This window comes from Cupriavidus nantongensis (assembly GCF_041726985.1).
GTDB classification, from domain to species: Bacteria; Pseudomonadota; Gammaproteobacteria; order Burkholderiales; family Burkholderiaceae; genus Cupriavidus; species Cupriavidus nantongensis_A.
This window is the reverse complement of sequence record NZ_CP168302.1, coordinates 844594-868656: the sequence shown is the minus strand read 5'-3', so window position 1 is coordinate 868656 and position 24063 is coordinate 844594. Positions and strand designations below refer to the sequence as shown.

The 24063-nt window shown below is 68.5% G+C and carries 14 protein-coding genes; 12 read left to right on the top strand and 2 right to left on the bottom strand.

The features are described from left to right. Position 1: 1 nt before the first annotated feature. The gene (locus ACEI37_RS03645) at positions 2-622 is read right to left on the bottom strand and encodes a flavodoxin family protein (protein WP_373377372.1); all 621 of its coding nucleotides are present in this window, start codon (positions 620-622) and stop codon (positions 2-4) included. A 312-nt stretch (positions 623-934) separates the two neighbouring features. Between ACEI37_RS03645 and ACEI37_RS03640 the strand changes: the two genes are divergently transcribed. From ACEI37_RS03640 to treF, 3 genes are all read left to right on the top strand, one after another. Continuing rightward, positions 935-3124, top strand: coding sequence for a TonB-dependent receptor family protein (locus tag ACEI37_RS03640; RefSeq protein ID WP_373377371.1), 2190 nt, complete (start codon positions 935-937; stop codon positions 3122-3124). 100 nt (positions 3125-3224) lie between these two features. Next, positions 3225-4649, top strand: a complete 1425-nt coding sequence (gene mdtD, locus ACEI37_RS03635) for a multidrug transporter subunit MdtD (RefSeq protein WP_373377370.1) — start codon at positions 3225-3227, stop codon at positions 4647-4649. Between the two features lie 129 nt (positions 4650-4778). Beyond that, complete coding sequence (gene treF / locus ACEI37_RS03630) at positions 4779-6563, top strand: alpha,alpha-trehalase TreF (protein WP_373377369.1); 1785 nt, start codon at positions 4779-4781, stop codon at positions 6561-6563. A gap of 33 nt (positions 6564-6596) precedes the next feature. On the opposite strand, the gene ACEI37_RS03625 is transcribed toward treF, so the two are convergent. Further along, the gene (locus tag ACEI37_RS03625) at positions 6597-8531 is read right to left on the bottom strand and encodes a ligand-gated channel protein (protein ID WP_373377368.1); all 1935 of its coding nucleotides are present in this window, start codon (positions 8529-8531) and stop codon (positions 6597-6599) included. Between the two features lie 297 nt (positions 8532-8828). On the opposite strand from ACEI37_RS03625, the gene ACEI37_RS03620 reads away from it, so the two are divergent. The 9 genes from ACEI37_RS03620 (at position 8829) to ACEI37_RS03580 (ending at position 24062) form a co-directional block, all read left to right on the top strand. After that, a complete protein-coding gene (locus ACEI37_RS03620) occupies positions 8829-9548 on the top strand; it encodes a response regulator transcription factor (RefSeq protein ID WP_373377367.1) in 720 nt (239 codons plus the stop codon). Then, on the top strand, positions 9545-10954 hold the full coding sequence (locus ACEI37_RS03615) for an ATP-binding protein (protein ID WP_373377366.1): 1410 nt from the start codon (positions 9545-9547) through the stop codon (positions 10952-10954). The genes ACEI37_RS03620 and ACEI37_RS03615 overlap by 4 nt, the downstream gene beginning before the upstream one ends. Before the next feature lie 270 nt (positions 10955-11224). After that, entirely contained in the window at positions 11225-11773 is a 549-nt protein-coding gene (locus tag ACEI37_RS03610; RefSeq protein WP_373377365.1) for a fimbrial protein, read from the top strand. A 138-nt stretch (positions 11774-11911) separates the two neighbouring features. Then, complete coding sequence (locus ACEI37_RS03605; RefSeq protein ID WP_373377708.1) at positions 11912-12670, top strand: fimbria/pilus periplasmic chaperone; 759 nt, start codon at positions 11912-11914, stop codon at positions 12668-12670. 145 nt (positions 12671-12815) lie between these two features. Next, a complete protein-coding gene (locus ACEI37_RS03600) occupies positions 12816-15404 on the top strand; it encodes a fimbria/pilus outer membrane usher protein (protein WP_373377364.1) in 2589 nt (862 codons plus the stop codon). A 279-nt stretch (positions 15405-15683) separates the two neighbouring features. Further along, positions 15684-18986: an ATP-binding protein gene (locus ACEI37_RS03595; RefSeq protein ID WP_373377363.1), complete on the top strand. Its 3303-nt coding sequence runs from the start codon at positions 15684-15686 to the stop codon at positions 18984-18986. A gap of 132 nt (positions 18987-19118) precedes the next feature. Continuing rightward, positions 19119-19763, top strand: coding sequence for a response regulator (locus ACEI37_RS03590; protein ID WP_373377707.1), 645 nt, complete (start codon positions 19119-19121; stop codon positions 19761-19763). 274 nt (positions 19764-20037) lie between these two features. After that, entirely contained in the window at positions 20038-20694 is a 657-nt protein-coding gene (locus ACEI37_RS03585) for a response regulator transcription factor (RefSeq protein WP_373377362.1), read from the top strand. Positions 20695-20750: 56 nt separating this feature from the next. Then, entirely contained in the window at positions 20751-24062 is a 3312-nt protein-coding gene (locus ACEI37_RS03580) for an ATP-binding protein (RefSeq protein ID WP_373377361.1), read from the top strand. Position 24063: the final 1 nt, after the last annotated feature.

The following is a 24063-nucleotide window of genomic DNA, read 5'->3' as shown; positions in this document are numbered from 1 at the left end:
GTCAGGCCGCTTCCTTCAGCACCGCCAGCGCCTGCCGGCCCGCGACCAACTGCTGTGCGACTTCGGCGACGCGGGCACCCAGGTGCTCGGCGGTGCGGAGGTCGGCCGGCGGCGGTGCCACCTCGGCGCTTACATCCGCATCCGACTGCGCCGCCGCGCCCAGGAAGAAGCCATGGCGGTTCAGCGAGTCCTCGGTCGACTTGGAATTGTTGTGGCCCGGAGGCAGGCCCAGGTTGACCCAGTGCATGCCGTGCTGCGCCGCGAAGATGGCGATCTGCTGCAGCGTGGCCAGCTTGTCGCCGGAGCGCGAGGCCGCGTTGGTGAAGCCGGCCGCGACCTTGTTGGCCCACTTGCCACCCTTGGCAAACACGTTGCGCGAGGTCGCGTCCATGAAGCCCTTGAACTGGGCCGAGGCGCTGCCCATGTACGTCGGCGCGCCGAAGATGATGGCATCGACCTGTTCCAGGGTATCCCAGTGCTGGTCGATGTCCTCGACCGGGATCAGCAGGCTTTCGACGCCCGCGACGCTGCCGGCGCCGCGCGCGACGGCCTGGGCCTGGCGGGCGGTGTGGCCGTAGCCGCTGTGGTAGACGATGGCAACACGGGTGGAGGCGGTGGTCATGATTTCGATCCTTTTGATTTCGAAAATCTGAATATCGTTACGCTGCGTTGCCTGGGTGGAGTTTGTGGGCTGCAGCGGTTGGTGAGGGAAGTGTAGGGGCATGAAGCGGAGCCGGCAGAGGTGGTCCTGCAATAAGTTGTTGAAATTATCTGAACGTTGATGTCGAGGTGCGCCCGGCGCCGGTCCACGGGTTTTCCCGGCGCCGCGGCGCGTAGCCAGCGCGCCACCGCCGGGATAAAGTTGCGCCATATCCACCCACGCCCCGGGCGCGCTGCCCGACTTCGCGCCCCACCCGCAACCGCTCCGATTCCCATGAACCCAGGCGGCAGGCAGATTCCGGCGATGCGGCAGCAGCGCCGCTCCCCTTATCGTTTCCCGGCGCTTTCGGCGCTGGCATGCGCGGCGCTGCTGCTGGCAAGCGCCGCCGCGCGTGCGGCGGATGCGCCCGGCACGGCCGTCGCCGCGGCCACCGGCGAAACCCTGCCGGATGTGGTGGTCAGCGCCACCCGCAGCGAGCAGCGCCGCTTCGACGCGCCCGCCGCCGTCGACAGCGTGCCGGTGGACCCGCTGCGCAGCGCCACGCCGCTGGTGAGCCTGTCGGAGGTGCTGGCCGGCGTGCCGGGCGTGGCGGTGCGCGACCGGCAGAACTTTTCGCAGGACCTGCAACTGGCGGTGCGCGGCTTCGGCACGCGCTCGACCTTCGGCGTGCGCGGCGTGCGGCTGTATGTCGACGGCATTCCGGCCACCATGCCGGACGGGCAGGGGCAGGCGTCGACGGCGGACCTGGCCAATGCCAGCCGGGTCGAGGTGCTGCGCGGCCCGTTCGCGCAGCTGTATGGCAATGCCTCGGGCGGGGTGGTGCAGGTATTCACGCCCGATCCGCCCAAGGATGGGTTCACCGGACGCGTCTCGACCGGCTTCGGCGCCGACGGCCAGTGGCAGGCCGGCGTGGCGCTGGCCGGCGGCAATGAGCGGCTCGGCGGCTCGCTCGATGCGTGGACCTACCAGACCGACGGCTATCGCGAGCACAGCGCGGCGCGCCGCTACCAGCTCAATGCCAGGGTGGTGGCGCAGCCGGCCAGCGGCACGCGCGTGACTGGCCAGTTCAACTACTTCAACCAGCCGCTGGCGCAGGACCCCATCGGCCTGACCCGCGCGCAGGCCGATGCCAACCCGCGCCAGGCGGTGGCCGCGGCCACGCAGTTCGATACCGGCAAGACCGTCGAACAGGCGCAGGCCGGGGTGGTGGTGGACCACCAGGTCAGCGCCACCGACAGCCTGTCGGCACGGCTGTACGGCGGCACGCGCAACCTGTACCAGCGGCTGGGCTTCAGCGGCGCCGCGCCGACGTCGTCCGGCGGCATCGTCGATCTCGACCGCACGTTCGGCGGTGCCGCGCTGTCCTGGAGCCGGCGCACCACCACGGCCGCGGGCCTGCCCTTGCTGTGGAGCGCCGGACTCGAAGCCAACGGCATGCGCGACGGCCGCAACGGCTACGTCAACCAGAACGGCACGCAGGGGGCGCTGCGCCGCGACGAGACCAATACCGCGACCGACCTCGGCGCCTTCGCACAGTTCGACTGGAGCTTCCATCCGGCCTGGCAACTGGTGGGCGGGGCGCGCGCCAGCCGGGTGCGGCTGGGCATCGACGACCATTTCATCACCGCGGCCAGCCCCGACGACAGCGGCCACGCCAGCTACAGCAATGTCAGCCCGGTACTCGGCGTGGTCTGGCATGCGCTGGATTCCCTCAACGTTTATGCCAATCTCGGCCGCGGCTTCGAGACCCCCACGCTGACCGAGGTGGCCTACGGCCCCGGCGGTGTCGGCAGCAACCTGGGTTTGCAGGCATCGACCAGCCGCCAGGGCGAGATCGGCATCAAGTGGCAAGGGTCGGGGCAGCGCCTGGAAGCGGCGCTGTTCGATGCCGACAGCCATGACGAGGTGGTGCCGCAATCGAACAATGCCGGCCGCACCGTGTACCAGAATGTCAGCGGCGTGCGCCGGCGCGGGCTGGAGCTGGGCTGGCGCGGGGGCTATCTGGGCCAGGTCGGGACGCCAGGCCAGGGCGGTGGCAGCCGGGTCGAGGCGGGACTGGCCTACACCTGGCTCGATGCGTACTTCGGCGATGGCTTTATCAATGCGCAGGGGCAGGCGGTGGCGGCCGGCAACCGCCTGCCCGGCACCGCGCGCCACAGCCTGGCCGCCGACCTGTCGTGGCGGCCGCTCGCGCCGCTGACGCTGGGGGCCGAGCTGCGTGTCGACAGCCGCGTCTATGCCGACGACCTGAACACCCAGGCGGCGCCGGGCTATGCCGTGATCAACCTGCGCGCCGGTTATGCCTTCCGCGTCGGCCCGACGCGTTTCTACCTGTTCGGCCGCATCGACAACCTGGCCGACCGGCGCTACATCGGCTCGGTCATCGTCAACGAGGCCAACGGGCGCTATTTCGAGCCGGCACCGGGCCGGCGCTTCTTCATCGGGCTGCGCGCCGCGCTGTAAGGCTGGCGCCGATTGCCTCGGCCGTCGTTGCCCTTTAAGGTGTTGGCTTTGGCCGGCGCGCCAGGTTCACCGCGGCGCCGGCCGGCCCCGGAGCCGCACCATGACCTCGCCCGCGCCCGACGACCGCACCCGCCGCATCATGCTGTGGGTGGTGGCAGTCGGCTTCTTCATGCAGACGCTGGACTCGACCATCGTCAACACCGCGCTGCCGTCGATGGCGCATAGCCTGGGCGAGAGCCCGTTGCGGATGCAGTCGGTGGTGATCGCCTACTCGCTGACGATGGCGGTGATCATCCCGGCCTCGGGCTGGCTGGCCGACCGCTTCGGCACCCGCACCATCTTCCAAACCGCGATCGCGCTGTTTGTGGCCGGCTCGCTGCTGTGCGCCTACGCGCCGACGCTGAACTTCCTGATCGGTGCGCGCGTGGTGCAGGGCGTGGGCGGCGCGATGCTGCTGCCGGTGGGGCGGCTCTCGGTGCTGCGCACCTTCCCGCGCGAGCAGTACCTGCAGGCGCTGAGCTTCGTCGCCATCCCCGGCATGATCGGCCCGCTGATCGGGCCCACGCTGGGCGGCTGGCTGACCCAGGCGCTGTCGTGGCACTGGATCTTCCTGATCAACGTGCCGGTCGGCGTGCTGGGCGCGCTCGCCACCGTGCGCTACATGCCCAATGCGCGGCTGGCCGGCGTCGGCCGCTTCGACATCGCCGGCTACCTGCTGCTGGCCACTGCCATGCTGGCGCTGTCGTTCTCTATCGACGGCCTCGCCGGGCTGGGCTTCCAGCACGCCACCGTGCTGATGCTGCTGATCGCCAGCATGGCCGCGCTGACCGCCTATGGCCTGCATGCCGACCGCCGCAAGCAGCCACTGTTCCCGTTGCGGCTGTTCCGCATCCACAGCTTCAGCGTCGGGCTGCTGGGCAACCTGTTTGCGCGCATCGGCAATGGCTCGATGCCGTTCCTGATCCCGCTGACGCTGCAGGTCAGCCTGGGCTATGCGCCGCTCGACGCCGGCCTGATGATGCTGCCGGTCACCGCCGCCGGCATGGCCTCCAAGCGGCTTGCCACGCGGCTGATCCAGCGCCATGGCTACCGGCGCGTGCTGGTGTCGAACACCTTCGTGGTGGGCGTGGTGATGGCGGCCTTCGCGCTGATCACGCCGCAGCTGCCGCTGTGGCTGCTGGTGCCGTTGCTGGCGTTGTTCGGCATGGTCAATTCCATCCAGTTCACGGCGATGAACACGGTCACGCTGAAGGACCTCAGCGGCGCTGGCGCCAGCAGCGGCAACAGCATGCTGTCGATGGTGCAGATGCTGTCGATGAGCCTGGCCGTGACGGCGGCGGGAGCGTTGCTGGCGACATTCCAGCACCGCTTTGGCGGGGATCCTGCCGCGGTGCTGCCGGCCTTCCATGCCACCTTTATCTGCATGGGGCTGATCACCTGCGCCTCGGCCTGGATCTTCATGCAACTGGGCGTGCGCGAGGCCGCGCCGGCGATCCCGGTGCAGCACGGCGAGAAGGAGGTGTAGCGCGCATCCGGGTTTGTCCCGGCGTGGCACATGCGCCGCTTTGCGGCGCGGCGGCGAACTTACCGTGCGCGCTGCGGCTCCTATTTCTATCCCATTGCAGCCGGCCGCGGCCGGTACAAGGAGGCGTCCATGCGGCCAACCGGCAAGCCCGATCCCGAATCCGCGGTGCCGCCATCGGCCGGCGCCGCCGCAAGCGGCAGCACGGTGCCGCGCAGCGCCCCGGCCACGCCCGACGGGGCCGGCGCCGTGGCCGGCCCCGCCGCGGCGCCCGGCAAGATCCATGCGGCGGCGCAGCCGAAATTGATCACGCACCGCGACTGCCCGCCGCCGCACGCGCTGCCGGGCTGCGCCTGCGCCGACATGCTGTCGCCCGCGGCACGCTATTGCGAGCTGTTCGTCGACGTCCAGCACAGCGGCCTGTTCGCCGACAGCAAGACCTTCCCGGACTGCATTCCCAACTGCGACCCGGACCTGATCGTGGCGCGCTATCGCGAGACCCGCGACACGCCCGGCTTTTCGCTGGCGGATTTCGTGCAGGCGTATTTCACCCGCGCCACCGTACCGGACAGCCACTACGTGTCCGATCCGGCCAGCACCCTGCGCGAGCATATCGATGGCCTGTGGCCGGTGCTGACGCGCGCGCCCGTGGCCCATCCGCCGCTGTCGTCGCTGCTGCCGCTGCCGCACCGCTACGTGGTGCCGGGCGGGCGCTTCGGTGAACTCTATTACTGGGATTCCTACTTCACCATGCAGGGGCTGGCCCGCAGCGGGCACGGCGACCTGATGGTGGAGATGACGCGGAATTTCGCCTACCTGATCGATACCTACGGCCTGGTGCCGAACGGCACCCGCAACTATTACCTGAGCCGCTCGCAGCCGCCGGTGTTCGCGCTGATGGTGGACCTGCTCGAGCGCGAGCAACTGGCCGGCGCGCTCGACTTCCTGCCGCAGCTGCGCCGCGAATACGCCTTCTGGATGGACGGCGCCGACGGCCTTTGTCCCGGCCATGCGCACCGCCGCGTGGTCTGCCTGCCCGACGGCGCGCTGCTCAACCGCTACTGGGACGACCGCCCGTGGCCGCGCGAGGAGGCCTTCCTGGAAGACATGGAGACCGCGCTGCGCAGCGGCCGCCCGCACCATATGGTGTTCCGCGACCTGCGCGCCGCGGCGGAGTCGGGCTGGGACTTCAGCTCGCGCTGGCTCGATGCGCCTGGCCCAGGCGCCGGGCAGCCCGCTGACCTGGCCACCATCCGCACCACGGCGATGCTGCCGGTCGACCTCAATGCGCTGTTGTGGCACCTGGAAACACGGCTTGCCGCGCTGTGCGAGCAAGCCGGGGACGTCGCGGCGGAGACTTACCGCGCCGCGGCGCAGCGGCGCGAAGCAGCCATCCAGCAATACCTGTGGGACGGCGCCGCCGGCGTCTTTACCGACTACGATTGGTGCCGCGGCGAGCCGCGCCGGTACCTGACCGCGGCCACCATGATGCCGCTCTATCTCGGCCTGGCCAGTCCGGCGCAGGCGCAAGCGGTGGCGCAGGCAGCGCAGGACCGGCTGCTGGTCGACGGCGGCCTGGCCACCACCGAATTCACCTCGGGCCAGCAATGGGACCATCCCAATGGCTGGGCCCCTTTGCAGTGGCTGGCGGTATGCGGCCTGGAGCGCTATGGCCACGAGGCCCTAGCACGCGAGATTGCGCGGCGCTGGCTGGCTACCGTGGCCAGCCTGTACACCCACGAATGCAAGCTGGTCGAGAAATACCGCATCCGGCGTATCGAAGGCACCGCCCGGGGCGGGGGCGGCGGCGAGTATCCGCTGCAGGACGGCTTTGGCTGGACCAATGCGGTTGCCGGGGCGCTGATGGCACGCTACGGCGAGGTGCCGGCGACGTGCCGGGCGGACGAGGTAGCCTGAGGCAAGCATGCCGCCCAGCATCGCGCGCACCGATCAGAATTTCACCGCCACGCTCATCCAGTAACGCCGCCCATCCTCGACATAGCCGTAGTCGGTGTAGTTCACCTGCTTGTCGAACAGGTTGTAGATGCCGGCGAACACCGACACATTCTTGGTCAGCGCATAGGTCGCGCCCAGGTCGACGAAGGTGTATGACGGCGCCACCACGGTGCTGGACGACGGCCCGGTAATCGGCTGGCTTTCCTTGCCGCGGTAGTTGAGGCGGGCCCAGGCGTTGAGCTTTTCCGACGGGCGCCAGTTCAGCGTGGCCACCAGCAGGTGCATCGGCAGCTGGTTCAGCGGCTGGCCCTGGTACTGCCCGGTCTTCTGTTCCGAGCGAGTGTAGGTATAGCTGCCGGTCAGCGACCACGCCTGCGCGATGGGCCAGCGCAGGCTGGCTTCCACGCCGCGCGAGTAGGCGCGGTCCACGTTCATGTACGTGGTCGGGGCGGCGCCGAACTGGTTCGGGCCATCCGTGCATTGCGTGAGCGGGCAGGCCACGCGCGTGATCTTGTCCTTGAAGTCATTGTTGAACAGCGTCACGCCGGCCTGCAGGCCGTTGCCCTTGTCGTAGAGCAGGCCCAGCTCCTGCGACACCATGGTCTCGGGCTTCAGGTCCGGGTTGCCGTACATATTGCCGCCGCGGCTGGTCTGGCCCCAGCCGGCCACGGTCTGGCGCAGGTCCGGCGCGCGGAAGCCGGTGGAGACGCCGCCCTTGACGGTCCAGCGCTCGGCCGCGTGCCAGACGCCGTACAGGCGCGGGCTGTAGTGCTGGCCAAAGTTCTGGTCATGGTCCATGCGCACGCCGCCGGTCAGCGCAAAGCTCTGCGCCAGGCGCCATTCGTCCTCGGCAAACAGCGCCCACTGGTAGCGCTCGACCCGGTTCGGGCCGCCGGCGATCTGGTTGCCGGTCTGGTCGTTCAGGCGCTGGTTCAGGTATTCGGCGCCGACCGACAGCATGTGGTTGCCCAGCGGCATGGCCCAGCTGGTGCGCGCATCCAGGTTCCTGATCTTCATCTGGCGGCTGCGGTTGTCGAACTCCTCCTGCTGGATATAACTGTCAGAGACGCCGAAGCCCCAGCGCCCGGTGTGCGACAACGCGTATTTCTCGCTGCGGTAGTCGGTCTCGGACGAGGTGGGGCAGCCGGTGCGCGGGCACGGCGTGCCGGGCGGCAGCGGCGGCACGGTCTTGCCCACCGTCTCGCTGCGCTGCTGGCGCATGCCGGTGGCCTCGAACACGATATCGTGCTGGCGCGTGGGCGTGAGCGCCAGCTTGGCGGTCAGGCTCTCGGCGCGGCGGCCGCGGAAGCCGTGGTCGATCTCGTCCTCGACGCGGTGTGTGCTCTGGCCGTACAGCTGCAGCCCCAGCAGGTCGCTCTTGAGCGGCCCGGCCAGGTAGAAGTTGCCCTGGTACTGGTTGCCCGAGTCGCTGTGCTGCTGCAGCGTGGCATCGCCGCGCAGCTCGCCGGTCCATTGCTTCGGCACCTTGCGCGTGATGATGTTGACCACGCCGCCCATGGCATCGGAGCCATACAGCGACGACATCGGGCCGCGCACCACCTCGATCCGCTCGATCGCGGCCAGCGGCGGGGTCCAGCTGCTCTCGACGCCGGACGAGTCGGAGTTGGTGCGGGTCTCGCGCGAACTCTGGCGCTTGCCGTCGATCAGCACCTGGGTGTACTTGGCGCCCATGCCGCGCAGGCTGATATCGGTGCGGTCGCCGCCGCCGCTGACGATCACGCCCGGCACTTCGACCAGCGCGTCGTTGATGTCGCGGTAAGCCTTGTTTTCCAGTTCCGAACGCGTGACCACGCTGATCGAAGCGGGCGCATCGCGGATATCCTGCGCGCTGCCCGCCGCTGTCACCACCACGGTGGCAAGGGTTGCGTCCGCGCTGGGGTCCTGTGCCTGGGCCCAGGCCCCCGTCATGCCCGAAGCCGCGCAGATCGCGGCCAGCCCTTTCGTCCATTGGCCCCGCGCGTTGCCCCCCGTTGCTGTCGTCCCTACCGCTGTCCGTGCTGCCGCCTTCAATGCCCACCAGCTTCCGGCGGCCTGCCTGTCCTTCATTATTTTCCCCGCTGTATGCAAATAACAATCATTCTCATATTAGAATCGGGGCACAAATTGCTAACCAGTCACTTTGGACAGCTTTTGTTTTCTTGACGTTTCTTGACGGAACCGGAGGCCGGCGGCCCGCTCCTGGCCTGCCAGGCCCCGGCAAGCTGCATGCTGATGTGCTCTCACACGCCGCCCGCGCGCGTGCTGCTGATCGACGACGACCTGGAACTGGCGCAGATGCTGCGCGAATACCTGGAGCCCGATCACTGCACCGTCACGCTGGCGCACACCCGCGAGCAGGGCGAGACCCTGCTCGCTCGCAACGACTACGACGTCGCGCTGCTGGACCTGATGCTGCCCGATGGCAACGGGCTTGAACTGCTGCGCCTGCACCGCGCGCGCTCGCAGCGTCCGGTGATCATGTTTACCGCGCATGGCGACGAGACTGACCGCGTGCTCGGGCTGGAACTCGGTGCCGACGACTACCTGAGCAAGCCCTTCAGCCCGCGCGAGCTGCGCGCGCGCATGCACGCGGTGCTGCGCCGGTTCCAGTGCGCCACGCCGGCCACCGGCGCCAGCCCATGGCTGGAGGCCGGTGCGCTGCGCCTGAACCTGGCCTCCGGCGAAGCCATGCACGGACCGGCGCTGGCCACGCTGACCGGCGCCGAGCAGCGCGTGCTGGAAATCCTGATGCGTTCCGCGGGCCACGTGGTCAGGCGGGAGGAGATCGGGCGCTTCGCGCTGGGACGCGCTCCCGAGCGCTACGACCGCAGCCTCGACACCCACGTCAGCGCGCTGCGCCGCAAGCTGGCGCTCGACGGCACCTCGTCGCCGCTGCGGATCCGCAACCTGCGCGGCCAGGGCTACCTGCTGGTGCAAGCGCCGTGAACGGCTGGCGCCGCATGCGCACGCTGTTTCCGCTGCCGCTGTTCTGGCGCAACTTCCTGGCGTTCTGGCTGGGCATGGCCGCGATCGTCGGCATCGGCATGGCGCTGACGGCGGCGGTGGCCTGGTACCGCTTCGAGGCGCTCGACGGCCTGAGCCCCGCCGCGCTCACCGCAGACGCGGTCGAGGTGGCGCGGACCCAGGGGCGTCCCGGACTGCGGCGCTGGCTGCGGGCAATGGATTCGCATGCGTCGGCGCTGGACGTCTATATCGTCGACCACGCGCTGCAAGACATGCTGGGCCGGCAGCTGCCGGCGCGGCTGCGCAACCATCTGGCCGACCGCATCGTGCCGATGTGGGGCGCGGGCATGATCGGCCAAGCGGTCGCGCATGTGCCGCGGCCCGGCGCGCGCGTGTCATGGTGGGACCCGCAACCGATCGCGCTGCCGGACGGCAGCGAGGTGCTGATGCTGTTCCTGCCGTTCGATTCGTCGCGCTGGGAGGTGCTGCACCTGTCGCCGGTGGCGCTGGCGCTCGGCCTGTTCGCGCTGGCGGTGTCGGCGCCGCTGTGCTGGGCCCTGACGCGGCACGTGACCGGCCCGGTGCGGCGCCTGCGCGAAGCCACGCAGGCGCTCGCCGACGGCGAGCTGGCCACGCGCACGCCGCCGGTGCTGGCCCGCCGCGCCGACGAGCTTGGCCAGCTGGCGCGAGATTTCGACGCCATGGCCGACCAGCTGCAGCGCCTGGTGGACTGGCGCGAGCAGCTGCTGCGCAATATTGCGCATGAGCTGCGCTCGCCGTTGGGGCGGCTGCGCCTGTCGCTGGAGCTGGCGCGCCGCCGCGATGCCACGCTCGCGCTGCAGTTCGATCGCATCGAGCGCGAGACCGAGCGGCTCGATGCCCTGGTCGAGCGCACGTTGCAGCTGGCGCGGCTGCATGCGATGGCGCCGGTGCGCAGCCCCATCGACCTCGCCGGACTGGTCGACGTGATCGTCGCCGATGCCCGCTTCGAGGCCGCGGCCCGTGGCGTGGCGATCCACTGGACCGCGCCGGACGAACTGCTCTTTGACGCGGATGCCGCGGCGCTGGGCAGCGCCATCGAGAACATCCTGCGCAACGCCATCCGCTACACCGACCCGGCTGCACCGGTGAGCGTGACGCTGCAGGCCAATGCGCACGAGATTAGCCTCGATATCGTCGACGGTGGCCCCGGCGTGCCGGCCGAAGCGCTGGCGAGCCTGTTTGAGCCGTTCTTTCGGGTGCGCAGCGGCTCTGGCCATCCGGCCGGCGCCGGGCTCGGGCTCAGCATCGCGCATGCGGGTATCGCCGCGCATGGCGGCACGGTCTCCGCCCGCAACGCGCAGCCGCGCGGGCTGGCGGTATCGGTGACACTGCCGCGCTTCGCCTGACGCGCGCAGCGGCGGCCCTGCAACGGGGCGGCCTGTTCCCGGTGGCGTCAACGCATCATGGCGTGACCCTGGTATGTCAAAGGGAAAATTCCGAACAAGATCTAAGGCTTGCCTGATTGGTGGCATTAAGCCCCATCCCTATATTCCACTTGTCCTCGGGGCGGCCGGCAATTGCACAGCCTTACCGGCAATTGCACGACCGCACGGGGCAGGGCGGGATCCGCCGGATCCGCGAGCCATTGACCCACCAACTTACTTGAATCACCCATCATGACTTATAACAAGCTTCTCGCCGCACTGATCGTTGCCGGTACCGCCATGGGCGCGCAGTTTGCCCATGCCGCCGACGGCACCATCACTTTCAATGGCAACATCACCGCCCAGACCTGCAAGATCAACGGCAACGGCACCAACTCCCACGACTTTAACGTGCAGCTGCCGACGGTTTCTACCTCGACCCTGAAGGCGCCCGGCAATGTTGCCGGACAGACGCCCTTCAACATTGCGTTGACCGACTGCACGCCGGACAGCGGCAACGTGCATACATTCTTCGAAGCTGGCCCGACCACAGACGCCACCACCGGCAACCTGATCCTGGAGACGGGAGGCGCCCAGAACGTGCAGATCCGCCTGCTGAACGGCGGCACCGCCAACACCCCGATCAAGGCCGGCTTCACCGATGCGGCGCAGGGCTCGAACTCTGTTCCCATCACCAATGGCGCCGCTACGCTGTGGTACTACGCGCAGTACTACGCCACCGGCCAGGCCACCGCCGGTGCCGCCAACTCCAGCGTGATGTACTCGATCGCCTACGAGTAAGCCTGGGGCCTCCTGGGTGCGGAGCGTGATACCGGCGCGCTCCGCGCCTTGCAATACCTGACGTCGCGCCGGTAAACCAATTTGGCGGCCGATCCGGCTGCCGGTTCACCCGAGCTGGCGATCGCTGCCAGCAAGAACATGACGATCAAGTCCCTGATTTCCACCGGCGTTGTTGCGCTGGGACTCCTCAGTGCAGTGCAAGCGCAGGCCTCCGTGGTCATCGCCGGTACGCGCGTCATCTATCGCGCGCAGGAGAGCGAGACCACCATCAAGCTGACCAACGAAGGCAAGACGCCCGCATTGACGCAGGCGTGGATCGACAAGGGCGATCCCAAGGCCGCGCCCGCAGCCATCGAGGTGCCGTTCACCGTGACGCCGCCGGTGGCGCGCATCGACCCGGGCAAGGGCCAGACGCTGCGCATCCTCTACACCGGCGAGCCGCTGGCGCAGGACCGCGAATCCGTGTTCTGGCTCAACGTGCTCGAAATTCCGCCCAAGCCGGGCGCGGATCAGGCCGATACCAACAAGCTGCAACTGGCGTTTCGTTCACGCATCAAGCTGTTCTTCCGTCCTGCCGGACTGAAAGGCAAGGCCGAGGAAGCACCGGCCATGATCCGCTGGCGCGTGGTCCAGGCCGGTGGCAAGCCCGCGCTGGAAGGCACCAACCCGAGCGCGTATCACGTTTCCTTCTCCAGGATCGAACTGGTCGGTGGTGGCAAGAGTGCCCGTTTTGAAGACGGCGGCATGGTCGGGCCGGGCGAAACCAAAAGCTTTCCGCTGACCGGCGAGGTGGCGCAGGGCCCCGACGCCAGGGTCCGCTTCAACACCATCAATGACTACGGCGGCTCCGCACGCGGCGAAGCCTCGCTCGACAGCGGCACCGCCCCGGCCCTCTAGCGCTGAACTTCGCGCTGAATTTCGCGCTGACCTAGCGCCGGGCGCCGCCCGGCGATCTTCCAGGCTGAATGCCTTCGATTGACGATGCCGCGCAGGCGGCAGGGGCAAGTCTTGCCCGCGCAGTGCCAGTTATCCGGCATAGACCATGAAAACCCAGAAGATGACCTCGTCGTTCCCGTCGCGGCTGCGTCCGGCCAGTGCGGTGGTGTTGTCCTTGTTTGCCAGTGTGAATGCGTGGGGAGCGGCCGGCGGTGCCGGCGCTTCGACCATGCTCGCCGAAGTCGAGTTCAACGACACCTTCCTGCAACAGCCGGGTGGGGTCCGCATCGACGTCAGCCGCTTCAACAAGGGCAACGTGGCCCTGCCGGGAAGCTATCGCGCCGAGCTCTACGTGAACGACGTCTGGCTGGGCCGGACCGAGGCGACGCTGCGCCAGGTCGGCGACGATACCCGCAATGTGCAGCCCTGCTTCGACCGCGCCGCGGTCGAGCGCATCGGCATCGACCTGGCTAAACTCTCGCCCGAGGCCTCGGCAAGACTGGTGGCAGGCTGCGTGGCGCTGCCCGAGCTGGTGCCAGATGCCACCGCCAGCTTCGACAACGGCGAGCAGCGCTTGGACGTGTCGGTGCCGCAGATCGCCATGTCGCGCACGGCGCGCGGCTATGTCGATCCCAAGTACTGGGACGAGGGCGTCACCGCGGCGCGGCTGCAGTACAACGCCAACGTCTATCACTCGGATGCCGCCGGCTTCTCGACCACGCAGAGCTATGTCGGCCTGAACGCCGGCTTCAACTTCGGCGGCTGGCGCTTCCGTCATGTGGGCAACCTGACCCATGGCGATTTCGAGGGCAGCCGTTACCAGAGCGTGCAGACCAGCCTGCAGCGCTCGCTGGCACCGATCCGCAGCCAACTGGTGATCGGCGAGGCCTATACAGACGGGGCGCTGTTCGACAGCTTCGGCTTCCGCGGCGTGCAGATTGCCAGCGACGACCGCATGTATCCGGAATCGCAACGCGGCTATGCGCCGGTCGTGCGCGGCATTGCCAACAGCAATGCACGGGTGCAAGTGCGCCAGAGCGGCAACATCATCTACGAAACCACGGTCGCGCCCGGCGCATTCGAGATCACCGACCTGTATCCGACCGGATACGGGGGCGACCTGGAACTGGTGATCACCGAAGCCGACGGCAGCGTGCGCACCTCGCGCCTGCCCTTTGCCGCGGCTGTCAATGCGCTGCGCCCGGGCATCACGCGCTACAGCATTACCGTGGGGCAGTACCGCAATGTGTCGCTCCACAGCCGGCCGATGATGATGCAGGGCACGGTCCAGCACGGCATCAGCAATATGGTGACGGGCTACGGGGGCTTTATCGTGGCGCAGGACTACACCGCGGTGATGGGCGGCGGGGCGCTGAACACGGACCTGGGCGCCTTCGGTGCCGACATCACGCAAGCATGGACCACGCTGCAGGAAGCGGGCGGCCGCGACGGCCAGAGCGTGCGGCTGTCGTACAGCAAGCTGGTGGCGCCGACCAACACCAACCTGACGCTGGCGGCCTACCGCTACTCCAGCAGCGGCTACCTCAGCATGGCCGATGCCATGGCGCTGCGCGACCTGGAACAGCGCGGCATGGCCGCGGGCATGTTCATGGGCGGGATCCAGCGCGGCCGGCTGCAGGTGACCATCAACCAGATGCTGCCGCAGGGCTACGGCTCGTTCTACCTGACCGGCTCCACGCAGAACTACTGGAATCGCAGCGGTAGCGACACCCAGTTCCAGGCGGGCTACAACAACAGCTACAAGCGCATCAACTACGGGATCTCGGCATCGCGCCAGTTCAACGTCAACGCCGGCAAATGGGATAACCGGGTGATGCTGACGGTGGGGATCCCGCTCGGGACCGGCCAGCATGCACCGCACTCGATGACCAGCCTGTCGCACGACTCCAGCGGCGGCACCTCGCTCCAGGAATCGGTGACGGGCACGCTCGGCGACGACAACGCCTTCACCTACGGCATCAATGCCGGCTACAGCGGCGGCGGCAACAGCACCGACACCGCCACCGTCGGCGCCAACGTCGGCTATGTGTCGCCCTTTGCCACCGTCACCGCCAGCGCCAGCAAGGGCCGCAATTACTCGCAGGCCGGTTTCGGCATCAGCGGCGGCATCGTCGCCTATGCCGGCGGCGTGGCGTTCACGCCGATGCCGGGCGATACCATGGCCATCGTCGAGGCCGCGGACGCATCCGGCGCGCGCGTGACCAATGGCAGCGGCCTGCGCGTGGACCCGTGGGGCCACGCCATCGTGCCGAGCCTGACGCCGTTCTCGTCCAACCAGATCGAGATCGACCCCAAGGGGCTGCCGATCAGCGTGGCGCTGAAGACCACGCAGCAGAACACGGCCCCCACCGCGGGCGCCATCGTCAAGATGAAGTTCGAGACCGACAACCCGGGGCGCGCCGCGATCCTGCGGGTCATGGGCCCGGATGGGGCGCCGCTGCCGTTCGGGGCGGAGGTCACCGATGCGCAGGGCCAGGCGGCCGGCATTGTGGGGCAGGGCGGACGCATCATCGTGCGCGGGCTGAAGCAGGACAACGGCGAACTGCTGGTGAAATGGGGCAGCGATGCGAAATCCTCTTGCGCGCTGCGCTATGCGCTGCCGCCGGAAAGGGCGCGCCCGGCCAACCCGTTAGCGGTGCTTGACGCCACCTGCGTGGGATCGGCGGCGCGCTAGGCCGGGGCATGGCCTCGTCCATGGCCAGCCAGCCGTGGCGACACGGCGGCCTGTCGGGAAGGGCAGGGAAGGGCAGGGATGTTGATGCATAATCCGTAGGCAAATTCCCCAGCCATCGGGCGCGGGTGATGTCCGGTCCCCGAGCGACGTCAGGCAGGTTGCTGAGAAGGAGCTTCGCCAATGCCCAATTGGCTGTCTCGCGCAAACAGGCAGTTTCCCGGTCGCCTTCTCGCCGTCGTTGCCGCCCTGCTGATCGTGGTCATCAGCGGGTGCCTCGCCTTGTTTCTGCATAGCCGGTTCCAGCGCGTCGTATGGGAGCAGGCGTGGGCCGCGCGCCAGCACTTTGGCGCCGTGCTGGCGGCCAAGGCTACCCACGAGTACTTTATCCGCCGCATGGCCGAAATCACCGGGCCCGAGTACCGGCTGGTGCGCAGCGACCGTCCCGCGACCCAGCTGGAAGCCACGCTGATGGCCGTTCCCGCGGGCAGTGCGCGCGCCGTCGACTTGCCCGGGCTGATCAATCCCGCAACCCTGATGCGCGGCGCGCCGGTGCCGGGCGTGGACCGGTCCGCGGCGGTGTCGCAAATCATCCGCTTTGCCATCTTCGAGCGCGCGTACTGGGGCACGGCGCCGCAGGGCGTGCGCTCGGTGTTTCTGATGGCGGACGGCAGCGAGGCGCTGGTGACCCCCGCGCTGCCGGCGGCGCTGCCGCTGAGCGGGCCGCTGGTTGCCGATGCCGTCAGCAACTGGGCCAAGGCGCTGGCGCGCCGGTCCCGTGAGGCGCGCGCCTCGACGCCGGCAGGCACGCCGCTGTGGGCCGGCCCCTATCCGGGCCTCGTCGGCCAGGAGGCGATGCTGAGCTGCTTCCTCCCGGTTCGCAGCGCCACGGGAACGCTGCTCGGCTATACCGCGACCGCGATTCCCATCCGTGCCTTGATGGGCGATGTCAGCCTGCCGGGGGCCACGCAAGCGGCGCAGCGGGTTTCGGGCAAGCGCGCCGTGTTCTTCGATGAGCGCGGCAAGCTGCTGTTCCAGGGCCGAGATGCCGGCTGGTTGCGCACACAGGCCCTGAGCGAGCGGGTCGCGCGCGAGTTTGCCGCCGGCGAGCGCGGCGTGGCCTACTGGTTCGAGCAAGGCAGCCTGATGGTCGGCAGCATGGCGAACGACCAGGGCTGGCGCGCGGCCTATGCGTATCCGCTGTCGCAAGGACTGGCCGACCACGGACTGGTGCTCGTGGCGGCGCTGCTTCTGTACGGGTTCGGCATCGCCGCCGTGCTGCAGAGTGCGCGCCTGGTCCGGCGCCGGATCGTGGTGCCAATGCAGCGCAACGCCGAACGCATCGAGGACAGTGAGCGCTTCAACCGGACCGTGATGCAGGCCGCTCCGGTGGGTCTGCGGGTGGTGCGTATCGCCGATGCGCATGTGCGGGTCGAGAACGCTTTGGCCGCGCAATGGCTGCCGCTGGATGCACGCACGCAAGGCCGGCCATGGCTCGACGCCATCCTGGCGCAGCGTGGCGAAGCTCCCGTGCGCCTGGAGGTGCGGGTGCCGGCGGGCGCCGGTGCCGCGCGCGACGTGCTGGTAGTCGGCCGCCGCACCCGCTATGAAGGCGAGGACGTGTTGCTGTGCGCAATCCATGACGTCACGGACGAACGCGAGGCGCACCGCGAACTGGCACGCGCACGCCAGCTCGCGGACGAGGCCAGCGCCGCCAAATTGGGATTCCTTGCCACCATGAGCCATGAGATCCGGACGCCGTTGTACGGCATGCTGGGCACGCTCGAACTGCTGTCGCTGACCAGCCTGGCACCCAGCCAGCGCGAAATGCTGTCGACCATCCAGTCCTCATCGCAGGTCCTGTTGCAGATCCTGGACGACCTGCTGGATTACTCGCGCGCGGAAGCGGGCCAGATGCATCTGGACAGCGTGCCGTTCGACCCGGTCGACCTGCTCGAGTCGACGGTGCGGACGCAGGCGCCGATCGCGCTGCAAAAGGGCATTACGCTGTCGTGCTATCCGGAGCCCGGCCTGCCCTGTCTGGCCGGCGATCCGGTAAGGGTGCGCCAGATCATCGGCAACCTGCTCGGCAATGCGCTGAAGTTCACTGCCAAAGGCCACGTCATGGTGCGCCTGCGGCGCGCGCCGCCGGGCCATGTGGCGGATGTGGCTGATGTGCCGGAGATTGCCGACGCGGCAGGCAGGATCGCGGTCCTGCTGGAAGTGGCCGACACCGGGCCGGGCATCGCGCCCGAAGTCCAGGAAAAACTGTTCGAACCGTTCGTGCAAGCCGACCCTTCCACCGCCAGGCGGTATGGTGGGACGGGCCTCGGCTTGTCGATCTGCCGGCAGCTGGCCGCACTGATGGATGGCAGTGTTTCCGTGCACAGCGAGCCCGGCAAGGGCAGCGTGTTCCGGGTCTTGCTGAGGCTGCCGCAGGCGGGGCCGCGCCGCCCGCTTGAGCCGGTGCTGCCGCCGGTCGCCGTGCTGTCCGAGGACGACGAGATCCGCAACCATGCCATCGACGCGCTGCGTGTGATGGGAGGCAGGGCGATCGCCTGCAGCGGGCCAGCGCCCGAAGCCGGCATGGTGCTGTTCGTCGCCACCCGCCGTATCGCGGCGATTCCGGAAGGCTATGCCGGCGTGGTGTTCGCGCGTGCCGATGGCCCGGCCGAGCCACAGGCAGTCGGCGCCAGCTGGGTGGTCAACGCCTATCACCAGGCCGGCATCCTGCGCGCGCTGTGCCTGGCCGCCGGCATGACGCCCGCCAGCGCGCCGCCAGTGGCGAGCGCAGCCGATCCCGTCCCGCAACTGGGCCTGGAAATCCTGGTGGTCGACGACCATCCCTACAACCGGCTGCTGATGCAGCAGCAGCTCGACCGCCTTGGCTGCCGCGCCACGCTGGCGAGCGGCGGCGAGGAAGCGCTGGCGTTGTGGCGGCAGCGCCGGTTCGACCTGGTCCTGACCGACGTCCACATGCCCGGCATGGATGGCAACGAACTTTGCCGCAGGCTGCGTGCGCAAGGCGTGACCGTGCCGATCGTCGGGCTGACCGCCAGCATCGCGCAGGGCGAGGCGGAGCGCTGCCTGGAAGCCGGCATGAACCGTTACCTGTCCAAGCCCGTCTTGCTCGGTCCTCTGGCCGAGTGCCTGCGGGCGATGCTGCCCGACCATGCGGCCGGGCCGATGCCACCAGCCGACGACGAAGCCGGGTTGCCGCGGATCCCCGAGAGCGCCGCCAGCCAGGCGCTGCTGGCGCATGCCATGCGCGAAGATTTCGCGGCGCTGTCCGCCGCCGCACGCAGCGGGGAATGGAAGGCGCTCCGTCACCACGCCCATCGCATGCGCGGCGCCATGGCACTGGCACAAGACGGCGAAGAAATCGTCGCGTTGTGCCGGGAACTGGAGCTGGATGTGGCCCAGGCGCAGGAGGCCGTGCAGGCTCATCTCGACAACCTGGCCTTGTATCTTGAAGCGTACTTCGACGAGCCCGCCGATTCGGCAAGCGAACAGAAAGGCAGCCAGAACGGCAGCAAAAGCGGCAGCCGGAATGGCCATCCTGGTGATTGGCGGAGTACTATTTAAGGAATACCTTAATTCGGGTTTTTCGGAAGACTCCTAATATTCAAGTCAGCGAAGATGACCGGTATCGAATACCGGCTCAGTTCCGCGGCGCACCGGTGCGTGGCCACGGAACCGAAAAATCAGGGGGTAAGAATGATCAAGATAATCATCGCCGATGACCACCCCGTCGTCCTGGACGGAATGAGTCGTGTGCTGGCCCTCGAAGTGGGCATGCAGGTCGTGGGCAGCGCCACCAATTCGACGCAACTGGTGGCGTTGCTCGAAAGCACCGACTGCGATGTCATCGTCACCGATTACTCCATGCCGGGCGGACAGTTTGGCGATGGCCTGCCGATGCTGCAGATGCTGCGGCGCCGGTATCCCACCACGCGCATCGTGGTCATGACCATGCTCGATAATCCGGCGCTGATCCGCAATATCCAGAAAGTCGGCATTTCGGTGATTCTCAACAAGACCGATCCGGTGCAGGAACTGATTCCCGCGGTGCGCGCCGCGTTCAGTGGCCTGAGCTACCAGCCGGCCTCGGTGCGCGCCATCCTCGCCTCGGGCGGGCTCGATGAACTGTCGCGCCGCCCGATCCTGACGCGCCGGGAGCTCGAAGTGATCCGCCAATGCGCAGCCGGCGTCCCGGTCATCGAGATTGCGCGCCAGGCCAATCGCAGCAGCAAGACCATCAGCGCGCAAAAAAGCATCGCCATGAAAAAGCTGGGTCTGGCAAACGATTATGAGCTTTACGAATATGCCCGCACCAACGGCCTGCTTGGCGGCGCGTGTTAATCGCGGCCGCAAGTAACCACAAAGTAGCCCCATAGTGGCTGCGGCTGCGTGAGCGCCCGGGTTTCAGCTTCCCCTCCTTCTCCTTCCCTTTTTTACGGCCGATTTCCGCGCGGGCGCTGACCCGCGACGTTATTGCCGGCCTGCGCTTGACCGCGCATCCCCGCGGCAACTGCTGATCAGAAAATACCGCAGACATTTCAGGCTTGGCTGATTTCGAAAGCCAGCCGCATGGCCCATCCTGAAAACCGGGACAACGCTGGAGCGTAAAGCGGTCATGGAAAAAATCCGGGTGATCGTCGCGGACTCGCAACCCGTGATGCGGCGGCTGTTGGGCCGGCGGCTCGCGGCCAGCGCCTGCATCGAACTGGCAGGCCTGGTTGACGACGAGCGCGGCCTGGTGCAGGCGCTGGGGCAAGACGTGTGCGATGTGGTGGCGCTGCGGTTCCCGCTCGGCAACGGCAACGATGCGCGTTCCGGAAGCTACGCGCGCCTGGGTACGCGGCTGGCCGCGCTGGGGCGGCAACGCGTGGTCGCCATCGCCAATATCGCGGACCGCGCTGGCGTGCTGCAACTGATCAAGGACGGCTGCCGCAATGTCGTGACCGCCCGCGACCACGCCGACGAGGTCGTGAAGGCGGTGCGGATGGCACACCTGGATCTCGCCTCGGTGTCGGAAATCGCGTGTGACCTGATCTGGGGCCGGCGCTGCCGCGGCCTGGGCGACTTCGACGACTGGGCCGAACTGCTCACCACCCGCGAAAGCGAAGTGCTGCGGCTCTATCTGTCCGGCTTGTCCGTGACCGAAATCGCGGTGCGCACCGGGCGCACCGTCAAGACCATCAGCACCCAGAAGCAGAGCGTCATGCGCAAGGTCGGCGCCGACAACGACGTCGAGCTTGCCGCCTTCGCCATCCAGCGCGGCATGTTGTGAGTAGTCCCAGCGCAACGCGCGCCCCCAGGCGGTTCGACGTGAATACGAGGTAATCCATGAAAAGGCTGATGCCGGCCGACAGCAGCGCCGCATTGCCGTTGAGCATTCGCCAGATCCGCTATCTGGTTTATCTGTTCTCGGCCTGCGTGGTGGGCCTGACCGTGCTGTCCTGGGGCGTGCTGCTCCATTACCGCCTGCGCGAGGCGATCGACCGGCAGGGCATGGTGCTGCGCGCGCAGTCTGAAGAACTGCAGTCGACGCTGCACCGGGCAGAGGCGCTGACCGTGCGCGCGCAGGGATCGCTGGCGCGGCTGTCCGATATCGGCCTTGCCAACGATGTCGCGGCGGTCCGCGACACGCAATGGATCGATCGCCTGCAACGCCGCGGCGATCGGCCCTACATCGCGCTGCTGGTGCCGCCACCGAACGCCGGCCTGCCGCGCAAGGGGCTGAAGGACCTGGCCGACGTGATGACGTTCACCTTCCGCGTCAACAACCTGCAATACCGCGAGGTGCAGAACGCCTACCTGATCGACCTGCAGGCGGACCAGCTGTACGTCATTCCGCGCCGGCTGAATCCGGCGCGCATGCTGTTGCAGCGCGACGACGCGCGCCAGATCTTCCTGCGCGACACCCTGCAGCGGCTGCGCAACGATGCGCTGCTGGCACGACTGCGCGCCCATCCGGGCCAGGCGGTGATGCTGGCGCCGGCGCAGGACTGGATCAGCGGCATTCGCACGGTCACCTTTGCCACGCTGGTGCAGGACGGAGGCGAGCCGGCCGCGGTGCTGGCGATGGAGTTCCCGCTGTCACCGATGCTGCCCGACGGCCAGGCCGTGGATGGCGACTTCATGCTGCTGACCGACGCCGGCATGGTGCTGGGCGCCGACGGCATGCCGGCCGGCCCGCTCGAAGCGCCCGTCGCCGCGGCGCTCGCCGCCGACGGCGCGCGGCCAGGCACGGTGCGATCATCGCTGGTGCGGCACGGGCTGCTGCAGCATGAGGTCGTGCTGGAATACCCGCTCGACGCCTGGGGCTGGCGCACCGTGGCGGTGGTCGAGGTCGGCCGCGTGTGGCGGCAGTTCCGCAACAACACCTTGTGGATGCTTGGGCTGACCGGTTCGCTGTCGCTGCTGATCTTCGCGTGGATCTGGCTGATCGACCGGCGCATCATGCGCCCGGCGCAGCGCCAGTCCCAGCGCCTGCAGGAGAGCGATGCGCTGGGGCGCTTCGTGATCGAGGTGGCGGGAGTGGGCCTGATGATCGTCGAGCGCAGCACGCGCCAGGTGCTGCTGTCCAACGCCGCGGCCCAGTCGCTGATCGACCAGGCCACGCCTGCCGGGCTGGCGCAGCTGCAGGACGCCTGCGAAGCGCGCCTGGCCAGCAGCGGTGCCAGCACCGAAGGGCCGCCACAGGTGCTGCCTTGCTTCGACGTCGACATGGCCTGCAGCAACGGCGAGACGCGCTACCTGGAAGTGCGCCTGGTGCAGATCACCTACGAAGTCCGCGCAGCACTGCTGTGCGCGCTCAATGACGTCACCGAGGCGCGGCGTGGCGAGGCGCGCCTGCGCGAGGCGATCCGCGCGGCGGATGCCGCCAACCGGGCCAAGTCTGCATTCCTGGCCACCATGAGCCATGAAATCCGCACGCCCCTCAACGGCATGCTGGGCAGCATCGAACTGCTGAGCATGACCCGGCTCGAGCCGCGCCAGCGCGACCAGCTGGCCGTGATGCAGCATGCCTCGCAATCGCTGATCGACATCATCAACGACGTACTCGACTTCAGCAAGATCGAGGCCGGGCAAATGTCGCTGCAGCCGCGGCCGTGCCGCCTCGACGAGGTGGTCGAGGAAGTGACCCGGGGCTTTGCCGCCGAAGCCGCGCGCAAGCACCTGCGCCTGCTGTGCATCAACGATCCGTCGCTGTCAGAACCGGTGATGGCCGATGCGGTCAAGCTGGAGCAGATCCTGAACAACCTGGTCAGCAACGCGGTCAAGTTCACCGAACAGGGCAAGGTGATCGTCACGGCCAGGCGCATGCGGTCACCGCGGGGCGGCGGCGCCGAAGGCGTCGAGGTCCGCGTGGTCGATACCGGCATCGGCATTGCGGCGCATGACCAGCGCCGCCTGTTCGAGCCGTTCGTGCAGGCCGAGCAGCCCGATACGCGCCACTATGGCGGCACCGGGCTGGGTTTGTCGATCTGCAGGCGGCTGGTCGAGCTGATGCGCGGCGAGATCCGCGTGGTCAGCGAGCCGGGCCTGGGCAGCTGCTTTATCGTCAGCCTGCCGCTGGCCAGCGCCGGCATTCCGGCGTCCGCGGAGCCCTGGCCGCAGGCCGGGCTGCGCGGCTTGACCGTCGGCCTGAACGTCACCTTGCAGGAGCTGTATCAGGGCATCGAGCAGCTGCTGCGGTACTACGGCGCGCGCGCGGTCAGGTACGATCCCGGCTCGCCGCCGGTGACGCCGGTCGACGTGCTGGTCTGCGACGAAGAGGCATTGTCCCAATGCCCCGATGCCGATGTGGTGATTTCCGCGCTGGCACCGATCGCGCCGGACCTGACCCAGACCCCCGTGGTGGCCTCTCCTTATGCCTGGCAGGGCCTGGTCGCGGCCATCGCGGCAGCGGCGGGCGCCGAGGTAGAGGCGGTGCCCGCCGCCGCGCCGGCGCGCGCCGAGGCGCCTGCCGCGCAACTGGCGTTGCTGCTGGTGGAAGACCATCCCATCAACCAGGTGGTCATGCGCGAGCAGCTGGAAAGCCTGGGGCAATCGGTCGACCTGGCCTGCGATGGCCCCGAGGCGCTGTCGCTGGCCTCGGGTCGGCACTACGACCTGATCCTGACCGACCTGCAAATGCCGGGCATGGACGGCTTCACGCTGGCGCGCCGCCTGCGCGACGCGGGACATGCCATGCCCATCGTCGCCATCACGGCGAGCGTGGGACCCGATGTGGCCGAGCGCTGCCGGCACGCCGGCATCGACCGCTGCCTGACCAAGCCGGTCGGCCTGGCGACGCTGCGCGAGCTGCTCGAGGACTTCTCCGGCGCCCGCGTCGCCGCACGCACGGCGCCCGACCGGCATGCCGGCGGCGGCGCCGTGCTGCATGCCGATGCGCTGCGCAGCGACCAGCGCGCGCTGGCCGAAGCGCTGCGCGCTGGCGATGCCGACACCTTCGCCCAGCGCCTGCATGGGCTGGCCGGCGCGCTGTCGGTGATGGGCCATCCGGTGCAAAGCCAGGCCTGCCGCTGGCTGGAACAGACCGTGCGACGCGCCGGACTGGGCGCCGTCGGCGCCGACTGGCAAGCCATCCACGCCGAACTGGAGCAACTGGCGGAGCGGCTGGAAGCGCAGTGCGGCAGCCACGCCGCCTGAC

Coding starts and splice junctions, on each gene's coding strand:
- ACEI37_RS03645 (WP_373377372.1), bottom strand. CDS start 622: ATGACCACCGCCTCCACCCGTGTTGCCATCGTCTACCACAGCGGCTAC.
- ACEI37_RS03640 (WP_373377371.1), top strand. CDS start 935: ATGAACCCAGGCGGCAGGCAGATTCCGGCGATGCGGCAGCAGCGCCGC.
- mdtD (WP_373377370.1), top strand. CDS start 3,225: ATGACCTCGCCCGCGCCCGACGACCGCACCCGCCGCATCATGCTGTGG.
- treF (WP_373377369.1), top strand. CDS start 4,779: ATGCGGCCAACCGGCAAGCCCGATCCCGAATCCGCGGTGCCGCCATCG.
- ACEI37_RS03625 (WP_373377368.1), bottom strand. CDS start 8,531: ATGACGGGGGCCTGGGCCCAGGCACAGGACCCCAGCGCGGACGCAACC.
- ACEI37_RS03620 (WP_373377367.1), top strand. CDS start 8,829: ATGCTGATGTGCTCTCACACGCCGCCCGCGCGCGTGCTGCTGATCGAC.
- ACEI37_RS03610 (WP_373377365.1), top strand. CDS start 11,225: ATGACTTATAACAAGCTTCTCGCCGCACTGATCGTTGCCGGTACCGCC.
- ACEI37_RS03605 (WP_373377708.1), top strand. CDS start 11,912: ATGACGATCAAGTCCCTGATTTCCACCGGCGTTGTTGCGCTGGGACTC.
- ACEI37_RS03600 (WP_373377364.1), top strand. CDS start 12,816: ATGAAAACCCAGAAGATGACCTCGTCGTTCCCGTCGCGGCTGCGTCCG.
- ACEI37_RS03590 (WP_373377707.1), top strand. CDS start 19,119: ATGATCAAGATAATCATCGCCGATGACCACCCCGTCGTCCTGGACGGA.
- ACEI37_RS03585 (WP_373377362.1), top strand. CDS start 20,038: ATGGAAAAAATCCGGGTGATCGTCGCGGACTCGCAACCCGTGATGCGG.
- ACEI37_RS03580 (WP_373377361.1), top strand. CDS start 20,751: ATGAAAAGGCTGATGCCGGCCGACAGCAGCGCCGCATTGCCGTTGAGC.